The organism is Jeotgalibacillus sp. S-D1 (genome assembly GCF_004358665.1).
Lineage (GTDB): Bacteria > Bacillota > Bacilli > Bacillales > Jeotgalibacillaceae > Jeotgalibacillus.
The window spans coordinates 411,255-437,557 of the sequence record NZ_SMZR01000002.1 but is presented as its reverse complement, the minus strand read 5'-3'; the positions used below and the strand labels follow the sequence as shown (position 1 = coordinate 437,557).

33 protein-coding genes and 1 pseudogene are annotated in these 26,303 nt (G+C 40.2%); 25 read left to right on the top strand and 9 right to left on the bottom strand.

Annotated features, from left to right (window positions below; translation table 11 throughout):
• Positions 1-112 precede the first annotated feature (112 nt).
• Positions 113-889, bottom strand: a complete 777-nt coding sequence (locus tag E2R51_RS09150) for a serine/threonine protein kinase (protein ID WP_165967185.1) — start codon at positions 887-889, stop codon at positions 113-115.
• A gap of 203 nt (positions 890-1,092) precedes the next feature.
• Here E2R51_RS09150 and E2R51_RS09145 point away from each other — a divergent pair, with 203 nt between their 5' ends.
• From E2R51_RS09145 to E2R51_RS09130, 4 genes are all read left to right on the top strand, one after another.
• Positions 1,093-1,767, top strand: a complete 675-nt coding sequence (locus E2R51_RS09145; RefSeq protein ID WP_133376745.1) for a response regulator transcription factor — start codon at positions 1,093-1,095, stop codon at positions 1,765-1,767.
• A complete protein-coding gene (locus tag E2R51_RS09140) occupies positions 1,764-3,125 on the top strand; it encodes a sensor histidine kinase (RefSeq protein WP_133376744.1) in 1,362 nt (453 codons plus the stop codon). Before E2R51_RS09145 ends, E2R51_RS09140 begins: the two co-directional genes overlap by 4 nt.
• A gap of 76 nt (positions 3,126-3,201) precedes the next feature.
• On the top strand, positions 3,202-4,230 hold the full coding sequence (locus E2R51_RS09135; RefSeq protein ID WP_133376743.1) for an FtsX-like permease family protein: 1,029 nt from the start codon (positions 3,202-3,204) through the stop codon (positions 4,228-4,230).
• A 2-nt stretch (positions 4,231-4,232) separates the two neighbouring features.
• Entirely contained in the window at positions 4,233-4,898 is a 666-nt protein-coding gene (locus E2R51_RS09130) for an ABC transporter ATP-binding protein (protein ID WP_133376742.1), read from the top strand.
• A gap of 139 nt (positions 4,899-5,037) precedes the next feature.
• Here the strand turns inward: E2R51_RS09130 and E2R51_RS09125 are convergent, their stop codons facing one another.
• Together E2R51_RS09125 and E2R51_RS09120 are read right to left on the bottom strand one after the other, a co-directional pair.
• A complete protein-coding gene (locus tag E2R51_RS09125) occupies positions 5,038-5,799 on the bottom strand; it encodes an SDR family oxidoreductase (protein WP_133376741.1) in 762 nt (253 codons plus the stop codon).
• Positions 5,800-5,954: 155 nt separating this feature from the next.
• Positions 5,955-6,593, bottom strand: coding sequence for a GntR family transcriptional regulator (locus tag E2R51_RS09120; RefSeq protein ID WP_133376740.1), 639 nt, complete (start codon positions 6,591-6,593; stop codon positions 5,955-5,957).
• A gap of 278 nt (positions 6,594-6,871) precedes the next feature.
• Here E2R51_RS09120 and E2R51_RS09115 point away from each other — a divergent pair, with 278 nt between their 5' ends.
• From E2R51_RS09115 to E2R51_RS09035, 18 genes are all read left to right on the top strand, one after another.
• Positions 6,872-7,243 (top strand): YciI family protein, encoded by a 372-nt coding sequence (locus E2R51_RS09115; protein WP_133376739.1) that lies wholly within the window; start codon positions 6,872-6,874, stop codon positions 7,241-7,243.
• Between the two features lie 48 nt (positions 7,244-7,291).
• Entirely contained in the window at positions 7,292-7,732 is a 441-nt protein-coding gene (locus E2R51_RS09110; RefSeq protein WP_133376738.1) for a YybH family protein, read from the top strand.
• Between the two features lie 122 nt (positions 7,733-7,854).
• Positions 7,855-8,382, top strand: a complete 528-nt coding sequence (locus E2R51_RS09105; protein WP_133376737.1) for a DinB family protein — start codon at positions 7,855-7,857, stop codon at positions 8,380-8,382.
• Positions 8,383-8,397: 15 nt separating this feature from the next.
• Entirely contained in the window at positions 8,398-8,691 is a 294-nt protein-coding gene (locus E2R51_RS09100; RefSeq protein ID WP_133376736.1) for an antibiotic biosynthesis monooxygenase family protein, read from the top strand.
• Between the two features lie 173 nt (positions 8,692-8,864).
• Positions 8,865-9,161: a hypothetical protein gene (locus E2R51_RS09095; RefSeq protein ID WP_133376735.1), complete on the top strand. Its 297-nt coding sequence runs from the start codon at positions 8,865-8,867 to the stop codon at positions 9,159-9,161.
• 245 nt (positions 9,162-9,406) lie between these two features.
• Entirely contained in the window at positions 9,407-10,153 is a 747-nt protein-coding gene (locus tag E2R51_RS09090) for a hypothetical protein (RefSeq protein WP_133376734.1), read from the top strand.
• Positions 10,150-10,872: a hypothetical protein gene (locus E2R51_RS09085; protein ID WP_133376733.1), complete on the top strand. Its 723-nt coding sequence runs from the start codon at positions 10,150-10,152 to the stop codon at positions 10,870-10,872. The genes E2R51_RS09090 and E2R51_RS09085 overlap by 4 nt, the downstream gene beginning before the upstream one ends.
• A gap of 164 nt (positions 10,873-11,036) precedes the next feature.
• Complete coding sequence (locus E2R51_RS09080; RefSeq protein WP_133376732.1) at positions 11,037-11,276, top strand: helix-turn-helix transcriptional regulator; 240 nt, start codon at positions 11,037-11,039, stop codon at positions 11,274-11,276.
• Entirely contained in the window at positions 11,266-11,619 is a 354-nt protein-coding gene (locus E2R51_RS09075; protein ID WP_133376731.1) for a DUF2178 domain-containing protein, read from the top strand. The genes E2R51_RS09080 and E2R51_RS09075 overlap by 11 nt, the downstream gene beginning before the upstream one ends.
• A gap of 477 nt (positions 11,620-12,096) precedes the next feature.
• Entirely contained in the window at positions 12,097-12,294 is a 198-nt protein-coding gene (locus E2R51_RS09070) for a hypothetical protein (RefSeq protein WP_133376730.1), read from the top strand.
• 96 nt (positions 12,295-12,390) lie between these two features.
• Complete coding sequence (locus tag E2R51_RS09065; RefSeq protein ID WP_133376729.1) at positions 12,391-13,203, top strand: ABC transporter ATP-binding protein; 813 nt, start codon at positions 12,391-12,393, stop codon at positions 13,201-13,203.
• Positions 13,166-14,626 carry a hypothetical protein gene (locus E2R51_RS09060; RefSeq protein WP_133376728.1) on the top strand — a complete coding sequence of 487 codons (1,461 nt, stop codon included), beginning with the start codon at positions 13,166-13,168 and terminating at the stop codon, positions 14,624-14,626. The genes E2R51_RS09065 and E2R51_RS09060 overlap by 38 nt, the downstream gene beginning before the upstream one ends.
• The gene (locus tag E2R51_RS09055; protein ID WP_133376727.1) at positions 14,623-15,525 is read left to right on the top strand and encodes a PqqD family protein; all 903 of its coding nucleotides are present in this window, start codon (positions 14,623-14,625) and stop codon (positions 15,523-15,525) included. Before E2R51_RS09060 ends, E2R51_RS09055 begins: the two co-directional genes overlap by 4 nt.
• The gene (locus tag E2R51_RS09050; RefSeq protein WP_133376726.1) at positions 15,522-15,818 is read left to right on the top strand and encodes a hypothetical protein; all 297 of its coding nucleotides are present in this window, start codon (positions 15,522-15,524) and stop codon (positions 15,816-15,818) included. Before E2R51_RS09055 ends, E2R51_RS09050 begins: the two co-directional genes overlap by 4 nt.
• 258 nt (positions 15,819-16,076) lie before the next feature.
• Positions 16,077-16,472, top strand: coding sequence for a LytR/AlgR family response regulator transcription factor (locus tag E2R51_RS09045; RefSeq protein WP_133376725.1), 396 nt, complete (start codon positions 16,077-16,079; stop codon positions 16,470-16,472).
• A gap of 237 nt (positions 16,473-16,709) precedes the next feature.
• A complete protein-coding gene (locus E2R51_RS19790) occupies positions 16,710-16,871 on the top strand; it encodes a hypothetical protein (protein ID WP_165967184.1) in 162 nt (53 codons plus the stop codon).
• Positions 16,872-17,022: 151 nt separating this feature from the next.
• The gene (locus E2R51_RS09040) at positions 17,023-17,256 is read left to right on the top strand and encodes a hypothetical protein (RefSeq protein WP_133376724.1); all 234 of its coding nucleotides are present in this window, start codon (positions 17,023-17,025) and stop codon (positions 17,254-17,256) included.
• 36 nt (positions 17,257-17,292) lie between these two features.
• Complete coding sequence (locus E2R51_RS09035; protein WP_133376723.1) at positions 17,293-17,700, top strand: DUF4181 domain-containing protein; 408 nt, start codon at positions 17,293-17,295, stop codon at positions 17,698-17,700.
• 45 nt (positions 17,701-17,745) lie between these two features.
• Here the strand turns inward: E2R51_RS09035 and E2R51_RS09030 are convergent, their stop codons facing one another.
• Genes E2R51_RS09030 through E2R51_RS09020 form a run of 4 tightly spaced genes read right to left on the bottom strand, consistent with a single transcriptional unit; the run spans position 17,746 to position 21,698 of the window.
• Positions 17,746-18,840, bottom strand: coding sequence for a GerAB/ArcD/ProY family transporter (locus E2R51_RS09030; protein WP_165967183.1), 1,095 nt, complete (start codon positions 18,838-18,840; stop codon positions 17,746-17,748).
• Complete coding sequence (locus E2R51_RS19785; protein WP_165967182.1) at positions 18,840-19,010, bottom strand: hypothetical protein; 171 nt, start codon at positions 19,008-19,010, stop codon at positions 18,840-18,842. Before E2R51_RS19785 ends, E2R51_RS09030 begins: the two co-directional genes overlap by 1 nt.
• Positions 18,997-20,199 (bottom strand): Ger(x)C family spore germination protein, encoded by a 1,203-nt coding sequence (locus tag E2R51_RS09025; RefSeq protein ID WP_133376721.1) that lies wholly within the window; start codon positions 20,197-20,199, stop codon positions 18,997-18,999. Before E2R51_RS09025 ends, E2R51_RS19785 begins: the two co-directional genes overlap by 14 nt.
• Positions 20,196-21,698, bottom strand: coding sequence for a spore germination protein (locus E2R51_RS09020; protein ID WP_165967181.1), 1,503 nt, complete (start codon positions 21,696-21,698; stop codon positions 20,196-20,198). The genes E2R51_RS09025 and E2R51_RS09020 overlap by 4 nt, the downstream gene beginning before the upstream one ends.
• 278 nt (positions 21,699-21,976) lie before the next feature.
• Here E2R51_RS09020 and E2R51_RS09015 point away from each other — a divergent pair, with 278 nt between their 5' ends.
• Positions 21,977-23,887, top strand: coding sequence for a ribonuclease YeeF family protein (locus E2R51_RS09015; protein ID WP_133376719.1), 1,911 nt, complete (start codon positions 21,977-21,979; stop codon positions 23,885-23,887).
• A gap of 24 nt (positions 23,888-23,911) precedes the next feature.
• Positions 23,912-24,205 carry a hypothetical protein gene (locus E2R51_RS09010; RefSeq protein ID WP_133376718.1) on the top strand — a complete coding sequence of 98 codons (294 nt, stop codon included), beginning with the start codon at positions 23,912-23,914 and terminating at the stop codon, positions 24,203-24,205.
• A gap of 273 nt (positions 24,206-24,478) precedes the next feature.
• On the opposite strand, the pseudogene E2R51_RS09005 reads toward E2R51_RS09010, so the two are convergent.
• Positions 24,479-24,715, bottom strand: a pseudogene (locus E2R51_RS09005) (DUF3977 family protein).
• Between the two features lie 80 nt (positions 24,716-24,795).
• On the bottom strand, positions 24,796-25,254 hold the full coding sequence (locus tag E2R51_RS09000; protein WP_133376717.1) for a GNAT family N-acetyltransferase: 459 nt from the start codon (positions 25,252-25,254) through the stop codon (positions 24,796-24,798).
• A gap of 543 nt (positions 25,255-25,797) precedes the next feature.
• On the opposite strand from E2R51_RS09000, the gene E2R51_RS08995 reads away from it, so the two are divergent.
• Positions 25,798-26,274, top strand: a complete 477-nt coding sequence (locus tag E2R51_RS08995; RefSeq protein ID WP_133376716.1) for a hypothetical protein — start codon at positions 25,798-25,800, stop codon at positions 26,272-26,274.
• Positions 26,275-26,303 lie beyond the last annotated feature (29 nt).

Below are 26,303 nucleotides of genomic sequence, written 5' to 3'. Positions count from 1 at the left end.
GGCTCACACCACTATAAAAAGAAAAGACACTATTCCAGAAGCAGCTAATTGTAATGTAAATAATGTGCGAAAGACTCCGCTGAACGGATATGAGGATCAGCGGAGTTTTTTTTTAGTTTTGTAAAGAAAGCACGTTGATTGATTTCTCCATATCTGCCAGGATCTCTTCACACTGTTTATAGGGATGTGTAATTTGCAGCAGCCTTTTGAGCAGCAGTGTTGTGTGGGGATGAAGGCAGAGCTCCTCAGTCCACGGGATCCCCTTTTTTATTTCGCCTTCATAAGACGAGTAAAGAAGAAACAGCAGGAAATCTCCCAGGTCGAAAAAATCATCTTGTGCGAGCTGTTCGCGCTGCTTTTGATTCTTGCTGTCTGTGTGCAGGTTGCTGGCCAGGCCAAAGTCTATCAGGTAGACATCGCCATTGTGTAAGAGCACATTGGGAATTCTGATATCGCTATGAAAGACACCTTTATGATGGATGTAGCAGACGATCGCGGTCAGTTTTTTAGCAATTTGGACACATTCCTTCTCGGTGTACTTCTGCTTTGATGCAAATAATGTATCTTCTACGTTCTTCCCTTCAACAAATTCCATCGAAAAGAATCTTTCATCCCTGTATGAGAAAGTGTCTATTAATGCGGGAATCCCTTTATGGTTAAGCAGCCGAAGAATCGCAGTCTCCTGAGCATAATTTTCAATGTTTTCTTTCCTCTTACTTTTGCGCATTTGTTTCACAACGCATCTCTCACCTGTTTTCAGATCCCGGCATAAATAAATAATCCCATAGCTCCCATTCTGCAGCACTTTTTCAATTTTATATCGTTCCCCCAATATTTCATTGATCGAATATTGATGGTCCAGAATTTTCTGCCGTGCTCTTTTGATCAACCAATGTAAAGCCTCCATACGCACCTCTGTGTTTTTTTGTTTTATCATATCAAATTAGAATAAAGGGGGTGTGATAAATTCGGGAGGAGATGTATTACGCGATACACGACATCTCACTCCAAAGATGTCATGCTTTTTACTACCTTCAAACTTGGACTTCCACTCCTCAAATTGCCTATACTGATATTAAAGAGGTGAACAACATGATTCGGATTTTGGCAGTGGATGATGATAGGCGGATGGTGGATTTTGTGGCGGGGGAGCTGCGGCAGGCGGGGTATGAAGTGGTGAAGGCGCATAATGGGGATGAGGCGCTTGCGCTTTTGGCGACTGAAACGGTTGATCTTGCGGTAGTGGATGTGATGATGCCGGGGATGGACGGTTTTTCGCTTACCCGCATCCTGCGTGAGGAGCATGGGGTGTCTGTAATTTTGCTGACCGCCCGTCATCATATTGAAGATAAGGAACGCGGGTTTTCTGCCGGGTCCGATGATTATCTGGTGAAGCCGTTTGAAGCAAAGGAATTGCTTTTTCGGGTGAAGGCGGTGCTGAGGCGGTATGACCGGTCGATGGAGGAGCCGCTGTCACTTGGGACGCTTCACATTGATCGCAGGAGTTATGAGATTCGATCTGAAAACGGGACGATGCTCATTCCGTTAAAAGAGTTTGAACTGCTGTCGCTGTTTGCTGCCAATCCACAACAGGTATTGTCGCGGGATCAGATCATCGAGCGGATCTGGGGACTTGATTTTACTGGAGATGAACAGACCGTGAATGTACATATTAAGAGGCTCCGGGGTCGGCTGATGGAGTTTGCGCCTGATGTGAAGATTGTGACGGTGCGGGGTGTCGGATACAAGATTGAGGTGGCACGATGAGTTTATATGTGAAGTTTATCTGGTTCACGTTTATGACGATGCTTGTCAGCAGTCTGATTGGCTTTTTTGCCATGAATATTTATTATGATTTGAATTTGAAACAGGACAATAACGACAAAAATTTAGCGATTGCCCAGTCATTTGCGTCCTTTGTAGAAGAGGGACCTGCCGAGCGGGCGGATGCTTCACTTGAACTATTGGGTGAATCAGGCTATCAGCTATATGTAACCAGCGGAACCGAGGTGCTGCGTTATGGGGGGAGCTACCGGAATGAGTCACTGGATGAAGAGGTCATTTCACAGGTGTTAAGTGGTGAGGAATATAACGGAATACGTGATTTTCCAAGAGAAGCGTTTGTCACAGGCTTTTTCGCCAATGAGCTTCGCAATACGGTTGGCGTTCCGGTTGAGATTGACGGGGAAACGTACGCCTTATTCCTGCGGCCGAATATTGGGCTGCTGTTTCAGGAGCTGCACTGGTTGTTTGGCGGATTAGCTGCAGGAATTGTGATCCTGAGTTTTATCGGGATGACGATCGTTGCGCGCTTTTTAATTACACCTATTTCCACGCTGACAGTCGCGGCTGAGGAAATGACAGGGGAGTCGTTTGACCGGCCGGTTCTGATCAGACGGAAGGATGAGATCGGAAGACTTGCAGACCGTTTTGTTGCCATGCGCGCTCAAATGGAGCGGTCCATCAGTAAGCGAAAAGAGTTTGTGCATCATGTATCGCATGATATTCAGTCTCCGCTTCATACCATTCAGAGCAGCCTTGCCCTGCTTGAAAAATCTCCGATACATAAACAAAAGGAGATTCAGGAGGTCATTGGGGAGGAGGTCAACCGGATCTCTCTTTTAACCAACCAGCTTCTGACGCTGGCATCGTTTGACCAGGAAGAGCTGGAGACCTTTGAAAGGGTGACAGTGGGCAAACAAGTGCAGGAATCGGTCGAACGTCTCCGTTATGTTTTTGAGGAAAAGGAGCACGCGGTCACGATAAAAGCAGAGGACGCAGTCGTTAAAGGAAACGCGATTTTATTGCAGACGGTTTGGGAAAACCTTTTAACCAATGCGGCGAAATACAGTGACCCAGGCGGCATGATTTCGGTAAAGGTCTGGGTTGAGGGTGCTGATGTGGCGGTACGCGTTAAAGATAATGGAGTCGGGATGTCTGAAACGGAAATTGAGCGGGCGTTTGACCGTTTTTACCGGGCAGATGAAGCGCGCGCTCAAAAAGGGTCGGGGCTTGGTCTTTCGATCGTAAAAGAAATTATTGATCTTCATCAGGGAGAAATTAGAATCGAGAGTACACCTAATGAAGGAACACTTGTAGAAGTGAGGCTTCAGTCCATCGATTAAATTGTTACCTGCCGTTCATCTTCCGTTCATGTAGGGTGCTTATGCTGTAAGTATCAAGCAGGACGGAGGAATTAAGATGAAGCTGGCATGGAAAGAAATGACGAGAAACAAAACAAAGTTTGTGATTTTAGGATCAATTATTTTTCTTGTAAGCTTTCTTACATTTATGATCTCAGGACTGGCAAATGGATTATCACAGGATAATGCATCGCTTATAAAGGATCTGCCGGACGGAACGTTTTTAATGAGTGAGGATGCAGAAGAAACCGTTACTTATTCAAGAATTGATCCCCAAATCCAGGAGAAGGTTTTGAGTGATTATCCAGAGGCGGTAGGCCTCTCCATTCAAATGGGCTTTCTGAAAGATAATGAAGAGAAGCAGCAGAGTGTTGCCTTTGTTGCATCAACCGGTGCTTCTTATTTTGAAGAACCGGCGCAGGGAGAAGTCTTTTTAGATGAATCACTTGCTGAAGATCAATCAGTGGGTGAAGAGCTGCTTCATGAGCAGTCGGATATGAATTTTACTGCAGCCGGTTTTGTTAAACAAACCACGTATAGCCATTCACCTGTTGCGTTTATCTCGCTTGAAGATTACGAGAAAATGTTCCGGGCTGAGGAGATGCAGCTATTGTTTGTTCCAGGTGAGGAAACCGTTCAGGCAGCAGGACTGCAGTCATTTTCGAAAGCGAATTTTCTGGATTTAATTCCAAGCTACAGCGCCGAGCAGCTGTCATTGAATATGATTGTATGGTTTCTTGTGGTGATCAGCGGTCTGCTCTTTGCGATTTTCTTTTATATGATGAATGTGCAGAAGATAAAGCTGTACGGCATATTAAAAGGAATTGGTGTGAAAACCAGCACACTGTTTAGGATGATGTGGATGCAGATGATGGCGATTGCACTTGTTTCATTGGCACTTTCAGCTCTGTTAAGCCAAGGATTTACCATGATTGCACCAGCCAATCTGCCATTTAGTCTACCGGTGGAAACGACACTTCTGCTTTCAGTGGTCTTTTTAGCGGTTGGATTTGTCGGGGCGACGCTGTCCGGCATCCAGATCAAAAAAGTTGAGCCGTTGCAGGCGATTCAGCAGGGAGAGGTGTAAGTATGCAGATCAAGGACATCAGAAAATCATTTCGCAGCGGGGAAACGGTGGAAGAGGTGTTAAAGGGAGTCGATATCACGCTTCACGAGGGTGAAGTGACAGCACTCGTTGGAACATCGGGCTCGGGAAAAAGCACGCTGCTGACGATCGCAGCAGGTCTGCAGTCTTCTTCGGACGGCAGCGTGCTCTTTGAAGGGAAGGATCTGACATTGATGAACCAGGAAGAGATCCGGCAGATTCGCGCTTCGGCGTTTGGTTTTGTGTTTCAATCTGCGCATCTTGTTCCTTTCTTAACCGTCGAAGAGCAGCTTTCCCTTATGCTTGATGTGGCGCACTCTGCGCTTTCAAAAAAAGAGAGAAAAGCGGCGACTGCGCAAATGATTGAACAGGTTGGGTTAACCCATCGGAAAAACGCCTATCCTGCCTCTCTTTCAGGAGGCGAAAAACAGCGGGTAGCGATTGCACGCGCACTGGTTCATCAGCCAAAGATCTTATTTGCCGATGAACCAACCGCCGCCCTTGATTCAAAACGATCACATGACATCATGAAACAGATCCAGACGCTCACCAAACAAATGGGCATTGCTGTTTTACTCGTGACGCATGATGAGGAAATGCTTCAGTATGCGGATAGGGTGGTTGAGATGCGGGATGGGGTTGTGGTGTAGAAGGAAACCATCCACTCAATAGAAATTAATAAACCCGCTAACAGTAAATTGACTGCTAGCGGGATTTTTTGAGTTAAAAATTATAAGAAATAATAAGTAAAATGGAATCCGCGATTTCTTAATAGGTTCAGTAATTTAACTACCTCCCAAGCCATCCTCCATCCACAGCTGCTAAATGACCATGTACATAATTGGAAGCTTCCGAAGCTAAATAGACGACAGTTCCTTTAAAATCATCGGGTTCTCCCCATCTGTCTGCTGGAATTCGGTCAAGAATCTGCTTGCTTCTGATTGGGTCGCCAATTAAGGCGGTGTTCATGTCTGTAGCAATATAGCCCGGGACGATCGCGTTTACATTGACACCCTCTTTTGCCCATTCATTGGAGAGGGCTTTTGTGAGTTGTGCCACACCGCCTTTTGCTGCTGCATACGCCGGCACGGTCAATCCTCCCTGGTAAGAAAGGAGGGAAGCGGTGTTTATGATTTTGCCTTCGCCTTTTGCAACCATATGACGTCCTGCCTCCTGGCATAATAGCCAGACCACTTTTAGATTAATCGATAGAACATCGTCCCAATCGGATTCAGCGAAATCAACGGAAGGCGACCTGCGCTGAATCCCTGCATTATTTACTAATATATCAATTGTTCCGAATGTCGAAATGACATTGGGAATAGCCGATTTCACTTCTTCTACCTTTTCAAGATCGCATGGAATAATGGAGCACTTTCTGCCGAGCTGTTCAATTTGTTCCTTCACATCCGTCTGCTCAGGATTCCGCTGAAGGATCGCAATATCTGCTCCGGCCTCTGCAAGAGCGATTGCCATTGACCGTCCAATCCCACGGGTAGCCCCCGTAATAGCAGCTACCTTTCCAGTTAAATCAAATAAATTCTTAGCCATATGTATCTCTCCTTATTGAATTTTTTTGTTAGTCTATCATTCCATTAAATGAAAACTCAGCCTTTATTTTATATATAATGTTAATTATTATATATAATAATATGAGTCACGACAAGACCCCTACCTATAATTAGATAGAGGTCTTTGTTTTGCGTCTATTTTTCAACCATTTTCATAATATGTTCCTTGAAAACGACTTTCGCTTTCTCTACATCTTTTTCTTCCAGCGTTTCCACAAGGGCTTGATGGTATTGGTGGACTTCCTCTGGAAGGATCTGAACCTTGGGATTCAATAACGTGATGTATCTGCGGATATGATTCGTTAACATTCCCCAAATTCGTAAATACACTTCTACATTGGACCACTCAATGATCGTTCGATGAAACTCCATATCCAGCTGCGACTGGACTGCATAATCCTTCTCCGCGTATTTCATTTTGTCCACGATATCGTATAACTCACCAAAATGTCTTCTGGTCAGCTGGGGGAGAATCAATTCAATGGCATCTGTTTCAATCTTCGCTCTTAATGAAAACATATGATAGATTTCAACGGGATCAATTTCAGATACAAAGGCACCCCTGTACTTAATCGTTTTAATGAGCCCTTCTTCCTCTAAGCCCCTAAGTGCCTCTCTTACTGGCACCTGACTGATCCCCAGCCTTTTGGCCACTTCTGTTTCCACAATCCGGTCGCCGGGCTTGAGCTTAGACATAATAATATCCTCTCTCAGTTTCTCTTTCACTTCATCTTTGAGGGAAATAAGCGTATTCACTTTTTTGGTTTTCGACATCTCATACAGTCCTTTATGACGATTAGATTTTATAAGGTTATATATAATGAATTGTATTGTATATAATGTTGGGTTGCAATGGGGAAGCGTTGGGACGGTTTTCGCGGCTTCTTTTATCAATCGTTTTGTTACATGTTCATTTATATGATTATTATCAGAATGTTTGGATATTTATGTTAAAATAAATTGAACATGTGAAGGATTTCAATTTAGTTTTCGATTTTTTGGTTTGGTGATCGATGTATGAATAGAAAAAAAATGATTTAGGAGAGATGATCATGATATTTCTATGTATGGGCTATTTTAACGCTGAAAAAATGCATGCACGACCAGCAGCAGAGATTGAGGCTTTGATGGATGAATGCCAGCCGCACACTGAGAAATTATATCAAAGCGGTAAGGTGCTGCTTGATGCAGGTCTGGAGTCAGAGACCAAAAACTTGCGTCGTGTGGACGGTAAGGTAATCGTCACAGATGGTCCGTTCACAGAAACGAAAGAGTTGATTGGCAGCATATTCATTTTTGAAGCAGAGAACATGGATGAAGCGATTAAGCTCGCCTCTATTCATCCGACAACACAAGTAAATAAAGGCGAAGAATTTGGGTGGCGCATCGAGATTCGCCCTGTCCATACCTTTAAGAATGACTAATAAGGTACCATAAAATCGAACTTAACTTTTCATCAAGGAGATGACTTTATGGCGAGTAGTATTCGGATGGTTCAGGACGTTCTTGAAAATTACAAATCTGCCGTTTATGAAAAAGATGTTGAAAAATTCCTTTCTGCCTATGCTGCTGATGTACATATTTATGACTGCTGGGGGAACTGGGAGTGTAAGGGTATTTCTTCATGGAGAGACAATGTAATTGAGTGGTTTGATGGTTTGAGTGAGGACGGATATGTATTAAAAGTAGCGTTTAATGATGTAACGATTGAGGAGAATAATAATCTTGCATTCGTACATTGTGCTGTTACGTTTGCTGCTTACAAAGGCGAACATGAAGAGAAACATCGTCAAATGACAAACCGTTTTACATTTGGCTTAAAAAATACAAATGAATCCTGGCTAATAGTACACGAGCATTCATCATTGCCAGTAGATATGCAAACTGGAAAGGGTTTGTTTAACCTAAAATAATAGAGTCTATTTTATGTCAAAGTCTGGAGCATTTCTTCAAGAAGGAGAAGTGCTTTTTTTATTGAATAGTTGAATGTGCAGGTTTTTAGGATAACGTGAAAAAAGGAAAGGGGGAAATGAACATGAATGATCTTAAATTGATTGAAACATACAAAAGCTTTTTACAAAAATATTCTCCTGAGCAGCTAAGCCATATACCTGAGCAGGGGGTCTGGTCTATCGGTCAAATGTATGACCACTTAATTGTTGTCGCTCATGAGTATCTGGACAGTGTTGAAGCTTGTGCGTCAGCTGTTGGAGATAACAAGCAGGGAAAGACGGAGTTTGGAGATTATTTATTTAACATTGGTGGATTCCCGCCTATTAAAATCACATTACCGGACGAACTTAATACCCCGCCGGACAATACAAAAAGTAAAGAGAACCTTTTGCTTGAGCTCGATCATCTGATGAAAAGAATGAGCGAATTAGAGGTGAAAGCAGAAGGTACAAACCCAAACTTCAAAGTTGAACATGGGGGTTTTGGCTGGCTAAATGCACAGGAGTGGTTTGCTCTTGTTGGAATGCATTTTCGTCATCATCTCCGTCAGAAGAATGAATTAGATCAAAAACTTTCGCTAAAAACAAATATTCAGGCAAATGAGGGTTAACCAGGAGGAGAAAAAATGATTTTAGAAGCTGTTATGCTACAAGTTAGACAAGGAATGGAAGAGGAATATGAGGAAGCATTTCGAGAGGCTTCAAAAATTATATCATCAATGAGAGGCTACATAACTCACGAATTACAACGATGTATGGAAGCTAAGGGAAAATATTTATTGTTGGTGAAGTGGGAAACATTAGAAGACCATACAGTGGGATTTAGACAATCCAAAGAGTATCAAGAATGGAAAAAACAACTACATCATTTCTATGACCCATTCCCAACAGTTGAACATTTTGAAAATGTCCCTCTTTAAAGATTATACAACTAACGATGAGCATTCCATCAATAAGGGGTGCTTTTTCCTATTTAAAAAAAGGAAATTAATGTTAAATTAAAGAGGCAAGTTTGTTCATTAAGAAATCACAAAAGGGAGATGCACATTAGTATTATTACACAACATAATTAAAAATATATGGAGGTATCGTTATGTGGATAATATTTGGAGTAATTGCAATTGTAGCAACTTTTATAAATCTTTATATGTATAAGGCTGGAAAGGATTATAAACTTGCTATGGCGTTAGGATTATCATTTACAGCATTAACACTTTGTTCAGAATACAGTTTAGTATCTGGGTGGGTAAAAGCTGAAGATTGGGCAGCTTTATTGGATGTAGTACCCACTATGGAAAATGCATTATGGTTTTTGACAATTGTTTCTATTTTATTAAATATAGCACCTATACTTTTAGAACGAAAAGGTAAGAAACCCGCAATTTCCTGACCAAACTGCGGGTTTTAACTTTGCAAAAAACAACTGTCTGTTTATAACACTGGATGAATTATTTTGGGAAGAGCCAGATTAATGAGGTAAATAAGCTGAGACTACAATCGCTGTGGTGTCAGTTTTTTGTTTGGAAAAAATAAGAATTTCATATAGACTAGTTTGATAAAAAAAGAGAGTTTCTTTATACTGTGTAATTAACATATATTTTACAGTATTTTAATACATAAATTGGAGTGTGAGAATTGAATTTTATGTTTGAATTCGAGTGGAACACAATTGAAATGGTCTGCACGGCGACAGCATGGGCTATCCTTTGTTTTTGGATCATCCATATGTACAAAAAGCATGATCCGGAGAAGCGGCCAAAAAAAAGAAAAATAGTTGTCATTTTCCTGGTTGGGCTGTTTTCCGTGTCAATAGATTTACCTGTATTTGGTGAAATGATTTCAATTGCAATTTTACCGATTGGTTTAGCGGTTGCTTATACTGTTCTTAATAGGAGCAGACGATGGGAGGTCTATAGCAGGTATGCCTGGAGCGGATTTGCAGCCAATTATTTATTCATGGTCACCACACTTGTTGCCGCTTTTCTTTCGTCACAACTTTATCCTGAAGGGGAAATTGAAACCTATCTGGATGATGTATCGGGGGCAGAATTAATCACTATTCATCCCTCTGCAAAAGAAAGTGAATTTAACGCGGAACAGTTCGAGGAGGATGTATCAGGTTTTGAACTTGAAGATGCTGATGTCATTGGCTGGTATGAAGAAGTGATGGAACAGGAACAGGATTTAGAGACGAATGAAAGAAATCAGATTAAAGAAAAATTTCCTTATCTGATTACTGGCATTGAATCGAAAGAAGGAGACAGTGTTCCGGTATACTTAGAAGCTGACGGAAAAGGGATGCTCCTGAACACGAAGGAAAATCAATATTATTATCGTTCTGAATCAGCTTCTTTTCTGAAGGAAGGAGTGAGTGAGGAATGAGCCGGAAGCAAAAAGGAATTCTTGTATTAATTCTCGCATGTATCATTGGGATCTCCGTGTATTTTAGCCAAAGAATGGTGGTGCCGGATGATTTTCTTTCCGAGCAAGAGATTTTGGCGGGCTTACCCTTGGAGAACCTGGATAAAGAAATTCAGGACATCATTCAAATCGATGAGAAAACATATTTTGTCCCTTACATAGCAGATGAAAACGTATATAGCACCAGCATTTTTAAGTGGCTTGATGGAAAATGGACGAATGTCAGTGAAAGTACCTGGGCAGGACCGCTTTTATTACAGGCAGATTCTGAACCTTATGTTTTTTGGAACATTCATCCTGGTGACAATGTAGAAAATTGGGAGCTTTATTTTCTATACAGCCGTGACTATTCTCTTTCCTATCCGGGATCCGAGGACGAAAAAACATTTTACATGCCACACATTCAGGTAAGTGAAACGATTAGTAAAGGAGAGGAGAGTTATGGCTACGCTCCGCTTCCAGTGGAATTAAAAAACACTGTAGAAGCTGTCACAACCAACCCGAAATCACCACCTGAGACATTATCATTTTCAATGAAATATCCACTCAGCTGGCAGGCTCACAACAGCGAAGGGGAAGCAGTGATACTTGAAAAAACCCGGCAATACGGCGGTGGAGGCAGATACGGTGGAGATTATGTGTCGATGCTGAACGAACTGATTGAAGAAGAGTTGGAATGAATATATCTGAACCTGACGTAAATTTCGTCAGGTTCTTTTTTTGTATTCTGGTTCTTATTGAATAAAAGAAAACCAATAATAAATAAAATTATTATATATTTTTGTATAAGTTTACTTTACTTTTATAAAATTATACATATAATATAATGTAAGAGGTGATGGCCATGAAGAAAGATTTTGGTGATTCAATATCAAATAAGGTTTATGAATATCGTGTACTTGCCAGAATGTCTCAGCAGGAATTAGCAGAGCAAGTCGGGGTTTCCAAACAGACCATCTTTGTAATGGAAAAAGGAAATTATGTTCCGACTCTGTTGTTAGCTTTTCGAATTGCCGATTTTTTTAATGCTGATGTAAACGATATTTTTACTTATATGAGAGGAAGGGATCAAAATGAAAATTAACTCCAGCTCAGAAGTTTCTATTGCATTTTTTAGCCCCTTAAAGTCCTGGGCAGAACAATCTCCCGGAAATTGGAATGTTCTACTTGGCAGTGGTTTGGTATTGCTTTTAATCGGTGGGATTCTAACCTATGTATTTCAAAAAAAATTGGGTAAGGCTGACGAAAGGACATTGCAAATATCGTTAAAAAGTACGCTCATTATGTTATGTGCAGTGATTTTGTGCGACATGATTTTCCCTAAAGAATATATGTGGCAAATTTTCTTCCTATTTAAATATTCCATTGCATTCCTCGCTTCAGGCATCTATCTGGCTGTTCGATATAAAAAAGATTTTATAAATTGAAAAACTCAATAAGAAGATATACCTGTTATGTTCAGTCGTTCAACAACCGGACGTTTTTTAGTAATGGTTCAAAACAGGATATTCTCGTTGAAAGCTGAAATTTCCAGTATCAGACGCCTATTGAAATTCAACCGCATAAGTCAGCTATTGATGTTTTACTATTTAGCCGCCAATCACCATATTTGAATGATGATTGGTGGCTTTTTATTAGCGTTTTTTGTCTGATTAATTAATAAGAATTTTATTGGTATAGCATGTCTGCCTAAAGCTTCCAACTTCACAACACAACAAATCCTTTTGTGATATACGAAAATTACATCCGTATTACACCAGCCTGTAACATCTTCCTGTCATTCACCCCACTAAACCGACCAAAAGAGCAACCAGCCTTACCATTAAGACAATTCCTCTTCTAAATATTTCAGAATATTGTAATATTTAGTTGCCCGGTCAAATAACCCAGAAGGAAGTGTTGAGATGGAATATGTGAAACCTGTTGTGAATGTAGAGGAAATGACTACTGTAAATGAAGCGATTACCTGGACGATTGTAGCGTTAGCAGCCATTGTTGCTGCTGGAGGATATGCTGCTTGGTGTACTGCAAATGGAGCAAATTTTGCAGGTTCATATGATCAAGGAAATGGCCAGGTTTCAATTGGCTGTGTCTATCCGTAAGTTCGCATTGCCTGTTAAGATCATTCTTTCTTATTGAAGAGGACACGTAGACCGGGACTCTTCTTTTTTATTCAGTTAAATAGGAGGAAACGTCAAATGAAGATAATCAACGTTCAGCAGGTTAGCAAGCATTTAAATGGACAGTGCATCCTGAATAATCTTTCTTTCTCTGTTGAAAAAGGAGAAGTGGTGGGACTTTTAGGGCCCAATGGTTCAGGAAAAACGACGCTCGTTCGATTGCTGCTGTCGATGATGGCTCTTGAGGAAGGGCAGGTTCACATTTTTGGCAAATCGATAGAAGAGCATGCACTCCAGATAAAAGAGCAGATGGGCGTTGTACCAGATACAGATGAATTGGTAGGGGATTTAACGGGGCTTGAGTTTTTGCATTTTGTGGCATCCATTCGCAGAATTCCAAAGAAAAAAGCCAATGAGGGAATTAAGGGATGGCTTGAGTTATTCGGCCTGGAGTTTGCACAGCATCAGCTAATTGAATCGTATTCCCATGGAATGAAAAAGAAACTGCAATTTATTTCGGTGCTTCTTCATGAACCGAAGCTGATTATTTTTGATGAACCAACCAATGGATTGGATCCGGACATGATCCTATTAATGAAGGAAATACTCAGGCAGTTGAGCAAGAAGGGTGTCAGTATTTTGTTGACTACCCATCATCTTCATTTTGCCGATTCTCTTTGTAATCGAGTGTTGTTTATCAAAAATGGACAGCTTCTGAATGCTTCCCATTCCCCTGAATTGTTGAAAAAGGAGTTTGGTGCTGACTCGCTTGAAGAGGTGTATTTGAAGCTGACGGATCTTGGAAAGGAGAGGACCCGTTTACATGAACTCATGGCTGATTGGAAAAATGATAATGAGGACGTGGAAGAATCGCTATTGGAGCGCAGTTAAAAAGCAGCCGCTAATGATTGTTTTGCCGCTGTTGCTGCTTGCGCTGATGAGTTTTGGTTCGTTTCATACCTATACCAGTTTCAAGCAGCAGCTTGGTTTGGACAACCAGATGCTTTCCATTGAATTATTTGCCCAGTTTTTTGGCAATGTATCGACGTTTGCATTTTTTGTGATTGCAGTTAGTGTGGTGCTTCTCTGGCAGTGGCTGATGGTGGATGAGCTGTATGACAGGGTTCTCATCTATTTGCCTGTCGATTCTTCCAGCTGGAGGCTTGGATTGCTTGTACCGCTTCTTTCTTTATTTACTTTGTTTATTAGTTTTCTGATTGGACCGATTGTGTATTTGTTTTTTTCTCATGTCGAAATTCCTTTAGGCTGGATGGCATTACTAATTATATTTTTTACATTTTTGCTTGCTCAAGCGGTGCTGCTTGGACTCTGTATTCAACAGCTGACGGTAGCCATCAGTCATTGGATCAGTGAACCGTCTGCGACATCCTTTACAAAGAAAACCATTCAAATGCTCTCCTTTTTGACCCTGGTTCTTGTGGGGGGATTAATTGGTTTTGTATCCTTCGAGTTTAATCTTGGTGTTAATCAGTACTTACCCGGGGGCCTTTATCAGTTTCTTTTAGCAGGTTCTGAGCGGGCGGCTTATTCCCTTTTTCTTGGACTCAGCGGCTTCTTGGGATATGGCTTCTTACTTACAGGTGGCTTGCTTGTATTGTATCGAATAAAGACCCCTCACGATAGCAGTTTGCCAAATCGGTCTTTCTGGTCATCGCTTGGCGTGTTGGCAAAGCCGACCTTTTCTCTTTTCCTGGTCACGCTGAAACGGTCCGGGAGAGATGTGCACACTGCTTTTTATACGCTGCTGTCCATCAGCTTGTTTTTTTTACTGGCTCTCTCTATTCGAATCAGCGGCTGGGAGATGTACAACGGATTGGTGCATGAGCTATTCATTTACATGGTTCCGATTTTACTGGCTATTTATCCAAACCAGGCTTTTTCAAAGGAACGAGGCTGGACGGAATACCGCCTGTCTCTGCCGTTTCAAGCGAGCGTCTTAATCAGGGGGCATCTGCTTTTTTATGTTGGGGTGCTTACAGTCATCACCTTGCTTCTTCATGCAGGATTTTCTCTTCTGCTGGTACGTGATGGCCAATTTGGTTTGACTGGCATCTACAGCGCCACTCTTTATATATGTGCCTATTTAATTGGTTCCATATTTCCAGCGAAATTGGAGAAGGCAGGGTCGAATCTTCAGCAATTGATTTTATTGTACATAGCAGCTGGTACTGTATTATTCGTTTATCATTCATTTTCGCTTTCCATGATTTATTACGTAATCGGACTGGTGTTGTTTCTTATCGTTAGCAGTAAGATCCTTATCAGCAGACAAAAAAGGGAGGTGTTAGTATGATCTCACCTCAATCGATTCCTTTTTTTCCTGAAGGGGTAGAGTTGAACAATCAGTCTCTCGCTCTGGTAGATACGCAGCTTGGGGCAGCTCATCCTTTGAATCAAGTGAGCTGTGCCCTATTGGAACAGGTAAATGGTGAGAGGACGATCAGGCAGATCACTCAACAGCTTTCTTTTCAATATGGATGGGATGAGGAGGAGGTAGAAGGAGACTTTCTTCAGCTCATTGCACAGTTAAATGGCTTTTATCTGGTAAACATCAGAACCCCTTTTCAAATTGGTGAAGCCGTTAAACAAGGGATGGTATCCTTTCTCTATTTTACAAGAACGCTCCAAGGTGTGAGGTGGGAAGTGAAGAAACGATTTACCCCGCATAAAAAGAATTCGGTTTCTTTATTAATTTTCCTTTTAAAGGTGATGGCTCAGACGTACAGTCCGATGATCGCGTCATTAGGCCTGGCGGGCATGCTGATTGCACTGATCCTTCCTTACACATCTTTTCTGGCGGGCTTGACGCTGCCGTTGTTTTTCCTACTGTTTTTTACTGTCCATGAATGGGCTCATATCATCGTTTTTGAAAAGCTAACAAAGCACAAACTTCCATATTTTTTAGCAACGCGAAGGGGAGCCTTTCAATTTGTCCGGCCAAGAATTGACATGAAGGGGGAACTGCTCGTGTCCTTTGCCGGTCCGCTTATTCCCTCTGTCAGTGGTGTTGCTCTTTCCATTGTCTTATATTTCACATCGATGCCGATTTGGCTGTTCCTGATCCTTGTTTTCATAGCTGCTAATGGATTGGTGCACCTTATCTCTTACCTTCCTTTTGCGGAAGATGGGAAACGAATGAAGGAAGCGGTACAGATGAACAAATTAACTCAAAGTCAGGAGGTTAAGTCATGAAAAAGCTTATCTTCGCTTTTATAACCGGGATGATTTTAACATTGGTGATTACTGTCATTCTATCGTTAGGATACGGTGTCTACGGTGATGCTAATCGTTTACCATCCCAGCATTTTCATTTCTTTGGCAAAACAATTCTTCAATACAATCTTCTTGAGCCAAAGGGACACATGCTGAATTTTGGTTATGGTTTACTTATCATTAGCGTGCTCGCCGGTACTGTAAATGCCGGATTGTATTATTTGTTCAATCGGCCTGGGGCTCCTAAAATAAAGCCGCGTACAATAAAATAATAGAGTCAGTAATAGGGTTAAGCCTAATTATTTCTTCTGTTTATTGAATAATGAAACAATTTTTACAATAGATTTTCTTTATTTTTATTCATAAAACGTAAACGAAATCTCTTAAAATAAAGAAACAAAAGATTAATTATTCGAATTTATGATATACCTATTCATAATAGGTATAAAATCCTATTTCAAATAAATTAAAACTAGTCTACTCTTTAATTGAATAGACTAGTTTCCATATTTTGAAAAGGAGTGAAGCAGATGGTAAGTGAAAAGCATGAAGGTCTTTCAATCGAAATGGACAAATTAATCATTGAACAAAAGAAAAAAGTCTATTTTATCAAGTTGAATACCATAACTTACATTGAAAGGGAGCTAAGACAAAGCTATATCCTGACTGAAGACGGCCAATCCTACCGAACCTATCAATCCTTAAAACAAATCGAATCTTTATTGCCAAAAGAGATATTTTTCCGTACTCACAAGTCCTGCATCGTCAATCTTCACAAAATAAAAGAAATTGAGCATTATTCAAACTCCACTTACATCGTCAAATTTAACGCAAAAAAGCAGACAGCCTATATCACAAGAGAACGTTTAAAGACAATGCTTCAATGCCTTTCTAAAAATTTGTTAACGGGCGCTGCAACAAGCTGATTTTTTATGGCAATTTTCCGAAACGTTTTGGATTTTGAATGTAGCGGTTCTATAACTTTCTTGAATTGTGTGCGATTATGGTGTTTGTTAGCTGGTTTACCACAAGTATCGTAAGCTGTAAAAATGGAAAGACAGGTTTTATTAAGAGTACTGTACTCATTTTGTTGGGCATTTCAGGAATCGTTATTTATGGTTACCTATATTTAATCTAACGGGGGCGAAAGCAGTGGTATGCATATGTTATTAAGACTATTTTTTATTTTAGCAGCTTTATCTATTCCAGTTTCTATTTTGTTCAATCAAGAAGCAGCTGGAATACTAACAGCTTTGCTATTTATGCTTTTAGGTGCATATTTTAGTAAGCCAAGGTTTAAAAGTCAAAAAAATATTAATGAATAGATGTATCTCGATACTGAGTTTTATGGGTATAGGGAGGGCGCATTCCTTTAAGAGGGATGCTTTTTTCTTTGTCAATGAAAAGGAAATTAATGTTAGACTAAAATGGCAGGTCAAATAATGGTTTTTAAAACAAATTAAGAGGAGGATCTTTGTGGCGCATTGCACTAATTGTAATTATAAATGGAAAACAAAAGATGTTTGGCTGCTCGGATTTTCTAGAAGGGGTAAAAACTGCCCAAGCTGTAAAACCAAACAATATATTTCATTTAAAGATAAAGGTCCGCTAATAGGTTTAGGATATTTAAGTGGAACGATTGCTATACTTCTTGTCATTCTTTTTCCATTCTTCTTCAAGTTGAGTGATAGAGATGAAACAAGCTGGTAGTTTAAAACTAGCAGCATTGAAGATAGGAGGTACTGTATGGTATGGATAAAAGCAGCATTATTTTCCCTAATTGTGTTGGTTTTAAATACAATTATTAAGGTCATTTTGAGGAAGTTATTCAAAATAGAGAAAGAAAGGAAATTCTTTTTTTCTTACAACCACATAAACGAATTGCATAGAAAAATCGATTGGGCTGTCAGGCTTACTTCTATGATTGTATCGATCGTTATCATGACCCTGGTCATAATCGAAGATCATTCGGTAAACCTGATGCTTATTACATGGATTTTCTTAATAGTATTGGATTACACAGTAAGCGTCTTTTTTGAATGGAACTATTCTCAGAACCCCAAACAATCTATTTTAACGATTAGCGAAGGGAGTCTATTTATCATTGTCTTAGTTATCGTCCTGGAGTTTGATTTGCTTTTGTCCTTATCTTAATATTCCATAATGCCTGCAGGAAGATCTATGCAGGTTCTGCAGGCACTATAATTTAAAGCTCTTCTGCTTGTTTCTCATTAAACCGATTAGAAAAACAAGGATAATTAAACAGTAAAGAGTAAACCAGTACATTGTCCAGCTTGTCGTTACGAAGTTACCGAAGTCCATAACCGTCTTATGCAGATGGTTGCTCATTGCCCAAATCAGAACACCAATAGGGATAAGATAGGGACGGTATGTTTTTGATCCTGATACATGCTTTAGCCCCATCATGACTACGAGGAAGCATGCACAAATTTTAAAGAATAATCCTATCATCCACGCGATGGCAAGCAGGATTTCAACTCTTTCGAAAACTATAAGGAAATCAATATCCCGTAGGACGGAATACGTTGGGTACGTTTCTCTAGCCACTAGATAGGTCCCCTCATTTCCAATGATAATTAGTACCGTGATGACTAATACAAGACCTCCTGCAGCAATGCCAGATAAGTAGACATGGATGAGCTTTTCTTTTTTCTTCACGTAATGGAAAAATGAACCTGTCAGTAATACTTCAATAAAAGGAAAGCCGAGTGTGGCATAGGCACCTTGAAAAATAGCTGAAGGTTCTGAATGAAAGATAGGCTTCAGTTCAAATAAGGTGAAATCCTTGGTCATCAAAATAAGGGAAAAAAGCGTGAGAAAAATGACGATTGGGAAGAGTAAATCATTCAGTAGAAACAAATTTCTTACGCCTAAAACTGCTGAATACATGATGATGCCAATTATTAGAATCTGAAACGTCCAGGGGTGTGAGTAGGGAATGACGCTAGCTACCATAAAGTTACTTAAATTTCTTAGGACCATGGCGGCAAGATGAAGAGCGTAAAAGATAATCAATAAATTCATCAAAGTACCGATCCATTTTCCGGCTGCCCGGTTCATTAATTCGAATAATGAAGGATAATTATACTTTTTGAAAAGGAAAATGTAGAGCAAGTTCAACATTAGTCCTATGATTAAAGCAAGCAGAATCGATATCCATCCATCTTGTTTGGCTGAAACTACGGTCAGGGCAGGAGCCATGAGAATAGAGCTGAATATGACGAAGTTAACAACGACCATAAAAAATTGACGTTTTGTGATTTGAGTATTCATCATGGACCTCCAAATATGCCGTAGTAAATCGGTTCAAAGACAGCCTTTAGTCCTTCAGTTACAGGGAAGACCGGCTGATCATAAAGGTAACCGAACATATAGACGAGGGAAAACAGCCACACACCAGTAATGATAAACTTTTCTTTTGGCTTTCGTTTATTGCCCTTCATTGTTATCCACCCTCGAACCTGGAGACTCCAGATAAATGTTCACGTCGGTTTCGATCGACATGTTTTCATATAAACTGCTCCAGTCGCCCTTCATTTTTTTCCACTCATCGGGCTGCTTCCGGGCTAATTGGTTCTTAATCCCATAGTAATCCAGCTGGGATTCCTTGGCATTTGTGAGGGCTGTTTGTAAGGAATTTTTGATATCCTCGTTTATTATTGTTTGCAATTCATTGACTCCTTGCTCGGTGGACAATTTAATTTTGCACGAGAGTCCTTGTAAATTAATGTGTCCCTCTAACTGAACGGAATAATTCAGATGATTATTAACGATCTTTGGTTCTGCTTTGACCTCAATTTCTTTGAGTAAGAAACCAATAGTTCCTTGATCTTCAGGGCATTTCACCGTATAGGATTTTACATTTTTTGTTTCCTTGTTAATAATCGACCAGGCAACCGAATCTTTAAAGGAGAGCCAGTTCACTAAGTAATCTCTATCAAATAAGGCTAATCCCGTTAATTGTATTGCATTTTTGTTCCCTTCGATTTCATTTAAGGCTTCTGTATTAGTCGAGCTTTCCTGTTTATTTACTTTTTCGACACCCATTACCACCGGATCCCTGTCATCGCCGTACCGCCATCTAATGAAATTTTCCAGTGTAGTGCCATTTTTCAGGCTTAAGTTTCCTCCAGTTATTCTTGTAAGATTCTCTATATTTTTAGTGGAGGAGGGATCAAGAGGTGTAAATGTATTCAATACTGCAGCAGCAGTCGTCTCTTTAATAATGAAGAGTAAGTAACTATCTCTGATTTCATAATGCCGCTCAAGAAAATCGGAAACTTCATGAATTCCACGTTTTCTGGCAAAATCTTCACTAATGAGGAGTGAGGATATATGAGAAAAAAACAGCTTTCTTGACAATAAGTCCCTGCCGTTAAATACGGCTTCAATTATATCTTCACCTTCACTTTCAAAGGTATAGCTTTGTGCTTGACTGGCCCCGCCTCCCCCGGCTTCCCCGCCGGCTTGAGCTTTAGGGTTTACTGCTTGAAATGTGACAATGACCGTATCGTTTTCTCCCAGATCTACCCCCATCCCTGTTAGGATCAGCAGTTCGTCCAGCTCTTTCTGTCCGCTGCATCCCCCTAAGAGCATAAGAATTGTTAAGAAGATAATGGAGTATAATTTCATTTTAAAACCTCCCCGTTTCTTCTCTCTTTACGTTTGCTCCACCATAATGGAAACCGTAAAATGGTATCCTTCTGCTTTTTCAAAGAAAAAGGAGCGAATGGGGCCATGTAAGGCTGTCCCAGTGATTTTAATGAAACAAGATGTATGCAGATTACCATCGTGAATATGAACATCCCGAAAATACCTGCAAAAGCTGCGAACAGCATCAATATAAAACGCAGCATACGATTGGAGCCCGCAATGGAATAATAAGGGTTGGCGAAGCTTGATATTGCCGTAAGAGATACGACAATTACGATAGCTGGAGATACAAGGCCCGCTGAAACAGCGGCTTCTCCGATTACAATGGCGCCAACAATCGATACAGCAGGTCCGATTGGCCTCGGCATACGTATCCCGGCTTCTCGAAGAATTTCAAAAACACCCTCCATCACAAGGGCTTCCATGAGTGCCGGAAATGGCAGTCCCTCTCTCTGTGCAGCTAAACTGATTAACAGATCTGTTGGAATTAATTCCTGATGGTAAGTCGTAAGTGCAACAAAAGTCGCCGGTAACGCAAAGGCGATCCAAAAAGCTATGAAACGAATGAGACGTAAGAAAGTCGATAAATCAAAGCGATTGTAATAATCCTCTGCAGTCTGGAAATACGAAATTAGTGTGGCGGGTCCGATTAAAGCAAAAGGAGTGCCTTCCATCATAATAGCTAACTTACCTTCAGTAAGTGCAGCACAGACAACATCCGGCCTTTCCGTATCAATCAGGGTAGGAAAAGGCGAATATCCTTTATCTTCAATCAATTCCTCCAGCATTCCGGTTTCGAATACCTCTTGCGTTTTACAGTCAGTGATCCTCTGACAGGCGATATTCAACGCTTCTTCGTTTACCAATCCTTCAATATAAGTCACGATGACAGTCGTTTGGGTGACTTCACCTACTATGAACGTTTTAAATCTTAATTTAGGGTTGGTAATCCTTCTTCGTATCAACGTTGAATTGATCGAAAGAGTCTCAACAAATCCTTCCCTGGGTCCTCTTACCATCGTTTGAGAACTTGGTTCTTCAATGCTCCTCGTTTCCCAGTGCTGATCCGAAATCAAATATGCTTCTCTTCCATTGTGTACAAATAAAATGACATGACCTCTCAGAAGAAATTGAATCATTTCTGAAAATTCAGTCGTAATTTTTAATTTTTTGGGGGTTTGGATATGTTGTTTGAAATCTTTAATTACGCAGTCTCTAGCAGAACCATTCTCTTTGAACCAGTCCATAAGTGGAGGAATCACGTTCCGCTCAATGTCTTCCGTACTGATCATTCCCTCAATGTAACATAAAGCGAAAGCTGTATTTTTAAATGAATATATTTTACTTGTGAAGTCAAAAGGCTCTCCAAGAGATTGTTTAATTTGATTGATATTTTGTTCCAAATCTTTAGAGATGACCAAACTCTGGTCTGTTTGATTAGGAGGGGAGGTGTTGTTGTTGGAGCTGTTCCTTCTCAATAGACTTCCTCCTAGCACTTTTTTTATCCATTGTGCCCCAATCGAAAGGTTTTATACTACTTTATGTAATACGATGAGATAGCTAATGGAACGGGCATGAAGATGCGCAATTGGGTTGGCTTAAAAGTGAGACATCTTGGGCGATTTAACAAACTGCTTTCTTTTGTTAATAGGTATAATTACTTATTTTTCTTTTTTGTAAAGTAGAAGGTTGCCTGTCTGAAGACCCTAAATTTAAACTATAGGAAAATAGTAGAAGTGAATAAGGAAGTGAAGCGATGTCTCAAGCGATTCGATATGATGCTTCGGCGCTGCAGGATGCGATGGAGGAAAGGGTTGGTCAGTATGAAACCTTCAAGGAGCAGCTGGCGGTGTTGAAGGAAAAGATGGTGGCAGTAACGGCTTTGGGTGAAGCGTTCGAAGGAAAAGCGGCCGAGCGCATTAAGGGATTTTTTAAGGCGCAGAGTGTGGTCGTGGAATCATGGATTCAGTTTGTTGAGCAGCAGATCGCTTTTATGAGAGATGTGAGTGCCATGGCGGATGACCGGGAGCTCGGGGGCAAAACGGCGATCGATGTGCCGTTTTTAGATAACGAGCTGCAGACGGCTCATGTGCGGTTGACGGAGCTGGTCAGACGGCAGCAAAAGGATCTGGCGAATGTTTTAACGAGCGTGAATGATTTGATTTCGCTTCAGGCTTATTCATCTGAGGAAGTGGAGCAGTCGCTCGAGGAAGCAAAACAAAAGCGCTGGGATACGGTAGAAGCCGTCGAAGAATACGATCACGCGCTGGTAAGTGAGTATGCACAGTCAGAGGAATCGCAGATGTTGATCGCAGGGTTGGTCGATGCGATGATGAATGCCACGAGTCAAAACGGTGAAATTACGCCCATGTCCTTTAACTCGCAGGCTTTTGAAGCGAGTATGCCCTATCAGGTGAAGGACGAGGTTCAGGAACGCAGCATGGATTACATAACCTATAAGCAGGAGCAGCAGGATGTCCGTGAAGCGCAGGCCAAACAGGCAGAGCTTGACGCCCGACCATGGTATGAAAAAGCTTGGGATACGACTACTGTTTTTGTTGGAGAGATCAGTGGGTATTACGACAGCAAACGTGCAACCACAGGCATTGATCCTGTTACAGGTGAAGAACTTACAGCTACTCAGCGTGCGACTGCCGGAGCATTGGCAGCGGCCGGATTTATTCCAATCGTTGGATGGGGAGGCAGGATCCTTAAAGGAGGTAAAGCTGTATACAATACGACTAAAGGAGTTAATGCAGCTACTCATTCTTTAGATGCCTATAAATCTACTAAAACATTAACTACACTTGAAAAGTCCGAGTTTGGATTATATGGTCTTGTCAGTGCCAATGGGATGAGTGAATACATCATTGGGCGTGACCTTATGGGTAATGAGCTTACTGATCAGCAACGGAATGCGAGTTTGCTTCAAAGTGGACTGTTGCTGGGTGGCAGTGCATTTGCTTTACGAGGGAAAACTTATGTGGGCCAAGATATGAAAACAGTCTTAAAGAAAATTCCTGCTAGTCCGCAACTTGTAAGAACTCAGTTGAGAAATACGAGCGGGAGTTTAAAAGCCCTTAGTGAACGTATGGCTGCACTCAATATTCATAAAAGTGTAAGACCTGAACAAGTGGTCATGTCGAATGGGCAGAGATATAATGTTATGGATGTGGAGAAGTCTTCTCTTACAGAAGGATTAAAAAGATCAGAGTTAAGTACAGTAAATAAGGCTATTATTCCAAGTAAATATTCTACTAAGATAGATGATAAGGTAACTATTATAGAGAAGGCTGAACTTCAAAGTTGGATTGCAGAATCATTTACAGACGGCGTTTATCGGACGGTTAGAACAAATGAAGAGCTCATCTTCTATAGAACATTTGGTGGAAAAGCGAGAGCTGAAGGAGGTTTTGTTAGCACATTGCCAGCTCAAAATAGGATTCAAGCAAAAATTGACGCTGCGCTCGTTCCTTCTTGGGGTAACAGTAAAGCTTCTGAAGCAGTTATTAGAGTACCGAAAGGACAAATACTAAACATAGGGAAAGTAGAACAGCAATTCACAGAATCTGGTACTATATTACAAGGAGGGGCTGATCAAATTTTAATGCCTCTTAACTGGCCTTCTGAATGGATAATAGAAACGCGTAGTGTACGTAGTAGATAATAAAAAACGAGAGGTTGTTAATTAATGGAAAATAAAAGTGGTAATAAAATTACAGAATTAGAGGATCAAATTCAAAAGGTTATTGTTATGTTAGAGGAAGAGAATCATCATAATCCTAACTCAATGGTAGAGTTGTTGATAAAAAGGTATAGAAATGCTTTTGATATAGTAGAAAAAAGTAAGGATTTATCAGAGCTTAGCCCATCAGACTTTCATATTATTGGTGGCACTAGGGCATACATTGATAGCAGTAGTAATTATGATAATCCTGTACTTGAAGAAATGCACAAAACAGAACAGTTAGTAAAAAAAATATAATTATAATGAATTTGTCTTACTTCTAAGATTTTTGAAGGCTAATTTTAACATTTACTACCTATAAGCTTCCACAAATGATGTCAGGTTTATCGTTCACCATATTTTAAAAAACCACATAATAGTTTAATAACATGTTCTGTTTGAAGCAAATTCAATTTAACATTGCTTTTCGTAAGACAATTAGCACCCCAAAAAGCTCAGAGCCAAAAATAGCCCTGGGCTTTTCAAAGTTAGGGTATAGACGTACATAAGCACTGATTAGTAAAACAAGATTTAACTATTAACTATGCCTATAATCAGTTTGAATTCGGAACGCTTTTTCTTTTGTCGTTTAAAACCTTCTTTATAATCTGCTATTAGAACTGTTTTACCAATCTATATTCTCAAATACCAAGAATGAAAATTTATTGGCCCCTTTGTCCCTTTTTCTTCATATTCCGTCCCGTCTTGTAACTCTGTTTTAGTCCTAATTAACCATGAGTTTCCTATCCCAACCTCAATGAACTTCATCTTCACTTCACCTCTAGCACCTGTCAAATTACAATAAGAAAGGACCAAAAAATGGCCCTTTCATAATGAAAGATTCTAACCTAACACTCGGTTACATTTTTGATAACTGCCATTTCCTTGCCGAACCTATCCCCATTATCAACAAATCCCAAGCTGGAGTATAAATTATGTGCTCCAAAGTTTTCAGGATGATAACCTACGACAATTCTTTTTACATTAGGTAATTTAGCCATTTCTGAAATCATTAATTTAGTCGCCGCTTTACCTATCCCTTTGCCTTGGAATTGCTTATCCACCATTATTCTATAAACCCAATAACCATCAAGTTCTTCTTGCACAGAATTATACATCAAAAATCCAACTATCTTATCTTCTGCATAAATAGCATAAAGCTTTAATGTAGGTTCAAATTTAGACTGAGCTATTGATATAGCATTGGGCTCCATATATTTTTCTTGTTCAGCTGATACCATTAGTTCACAACAGTCGTACCAGTTTTCTGCATTTAGCTCTATAATTTTCACGTTTTCCGTACTCATAAATTTCCCCTTCCAAATTCGGGGAAACGCTAAAAAACTTTGTTAATTAGTCGTTATCCCCATGTAGTCATTAATAATATAATTTTTTATATTTGTCATAATGAACGCCTCCTCTAACAACTATTGTCTATATCAATGAACTTTAGACTAATTAATTATTCTATGTTTACTCTTAAATTCCTTCTAATAACAATTTTCTTTGTTATCGAATTAAACTGCTTCTAAGCATTATGAACGATTTCATGTGGTTAAAATTGAGTCAGAGAAAAGTTCTCCTATACAATTGAGTTTACTATTTTATATGAGTTATTGAAGACTAATTTGGGGTATGAATACTATACTAGAGGTTTCCCATTTATCGGATGTTGGGTAGTACATAATATAGTATAAATTAGCAGCATGAAACACTTAAGAAGGAAAGTCCCAGTTGATTACTTAGAACGCAGATCTTTGGAGAGGCTCACCCTCTCCCCATGGAATATGAACGCCGCCTTCAGCGACTGAGATGTGGGGAAAACATAGAGAAGTGAAAGGGAGTATAAAATGGCTGAGACAGAATGGACTATACATAAGGTTATGCGTCTGAACAAGATTCAATTGGTCCAACTCAATCTTATCATGCTGGTGTTTTTAGTTCTATTTGCTTATTTAGCGAAGAGCGGTGTTTCGTTTTCCGTCTTATGGGGCTTATGTTGCGCATTACTCTGGCTCACTGCAGCTATGATGTTCTACACGCTAAAAACTGGAAAAACAATTGGTACAAAGGCGATCAGGCGTGTGGAGGAATTTTACAAAGACCATTGGGGAGAGAAGCGCTGGAAGCGAAAAAGAATGACAGGGGCTGTCTCCCTCAGTATTCTATCTATTATTTTTACAGCGTTTTTGTTTGTGATAGATTTTAACTCTGCAAGATTGGACTCTTTCAGTCCTTTTTCCTCATTAGTCGGGAGTTGGATAGGAATTAATGCAGTGGAAATTTTTAGAATTAGTAATTTGAAAGGGAAGGTTCCGGTTAGTTAAGCATTAATTAATTGGTCAGTTGATAGGAG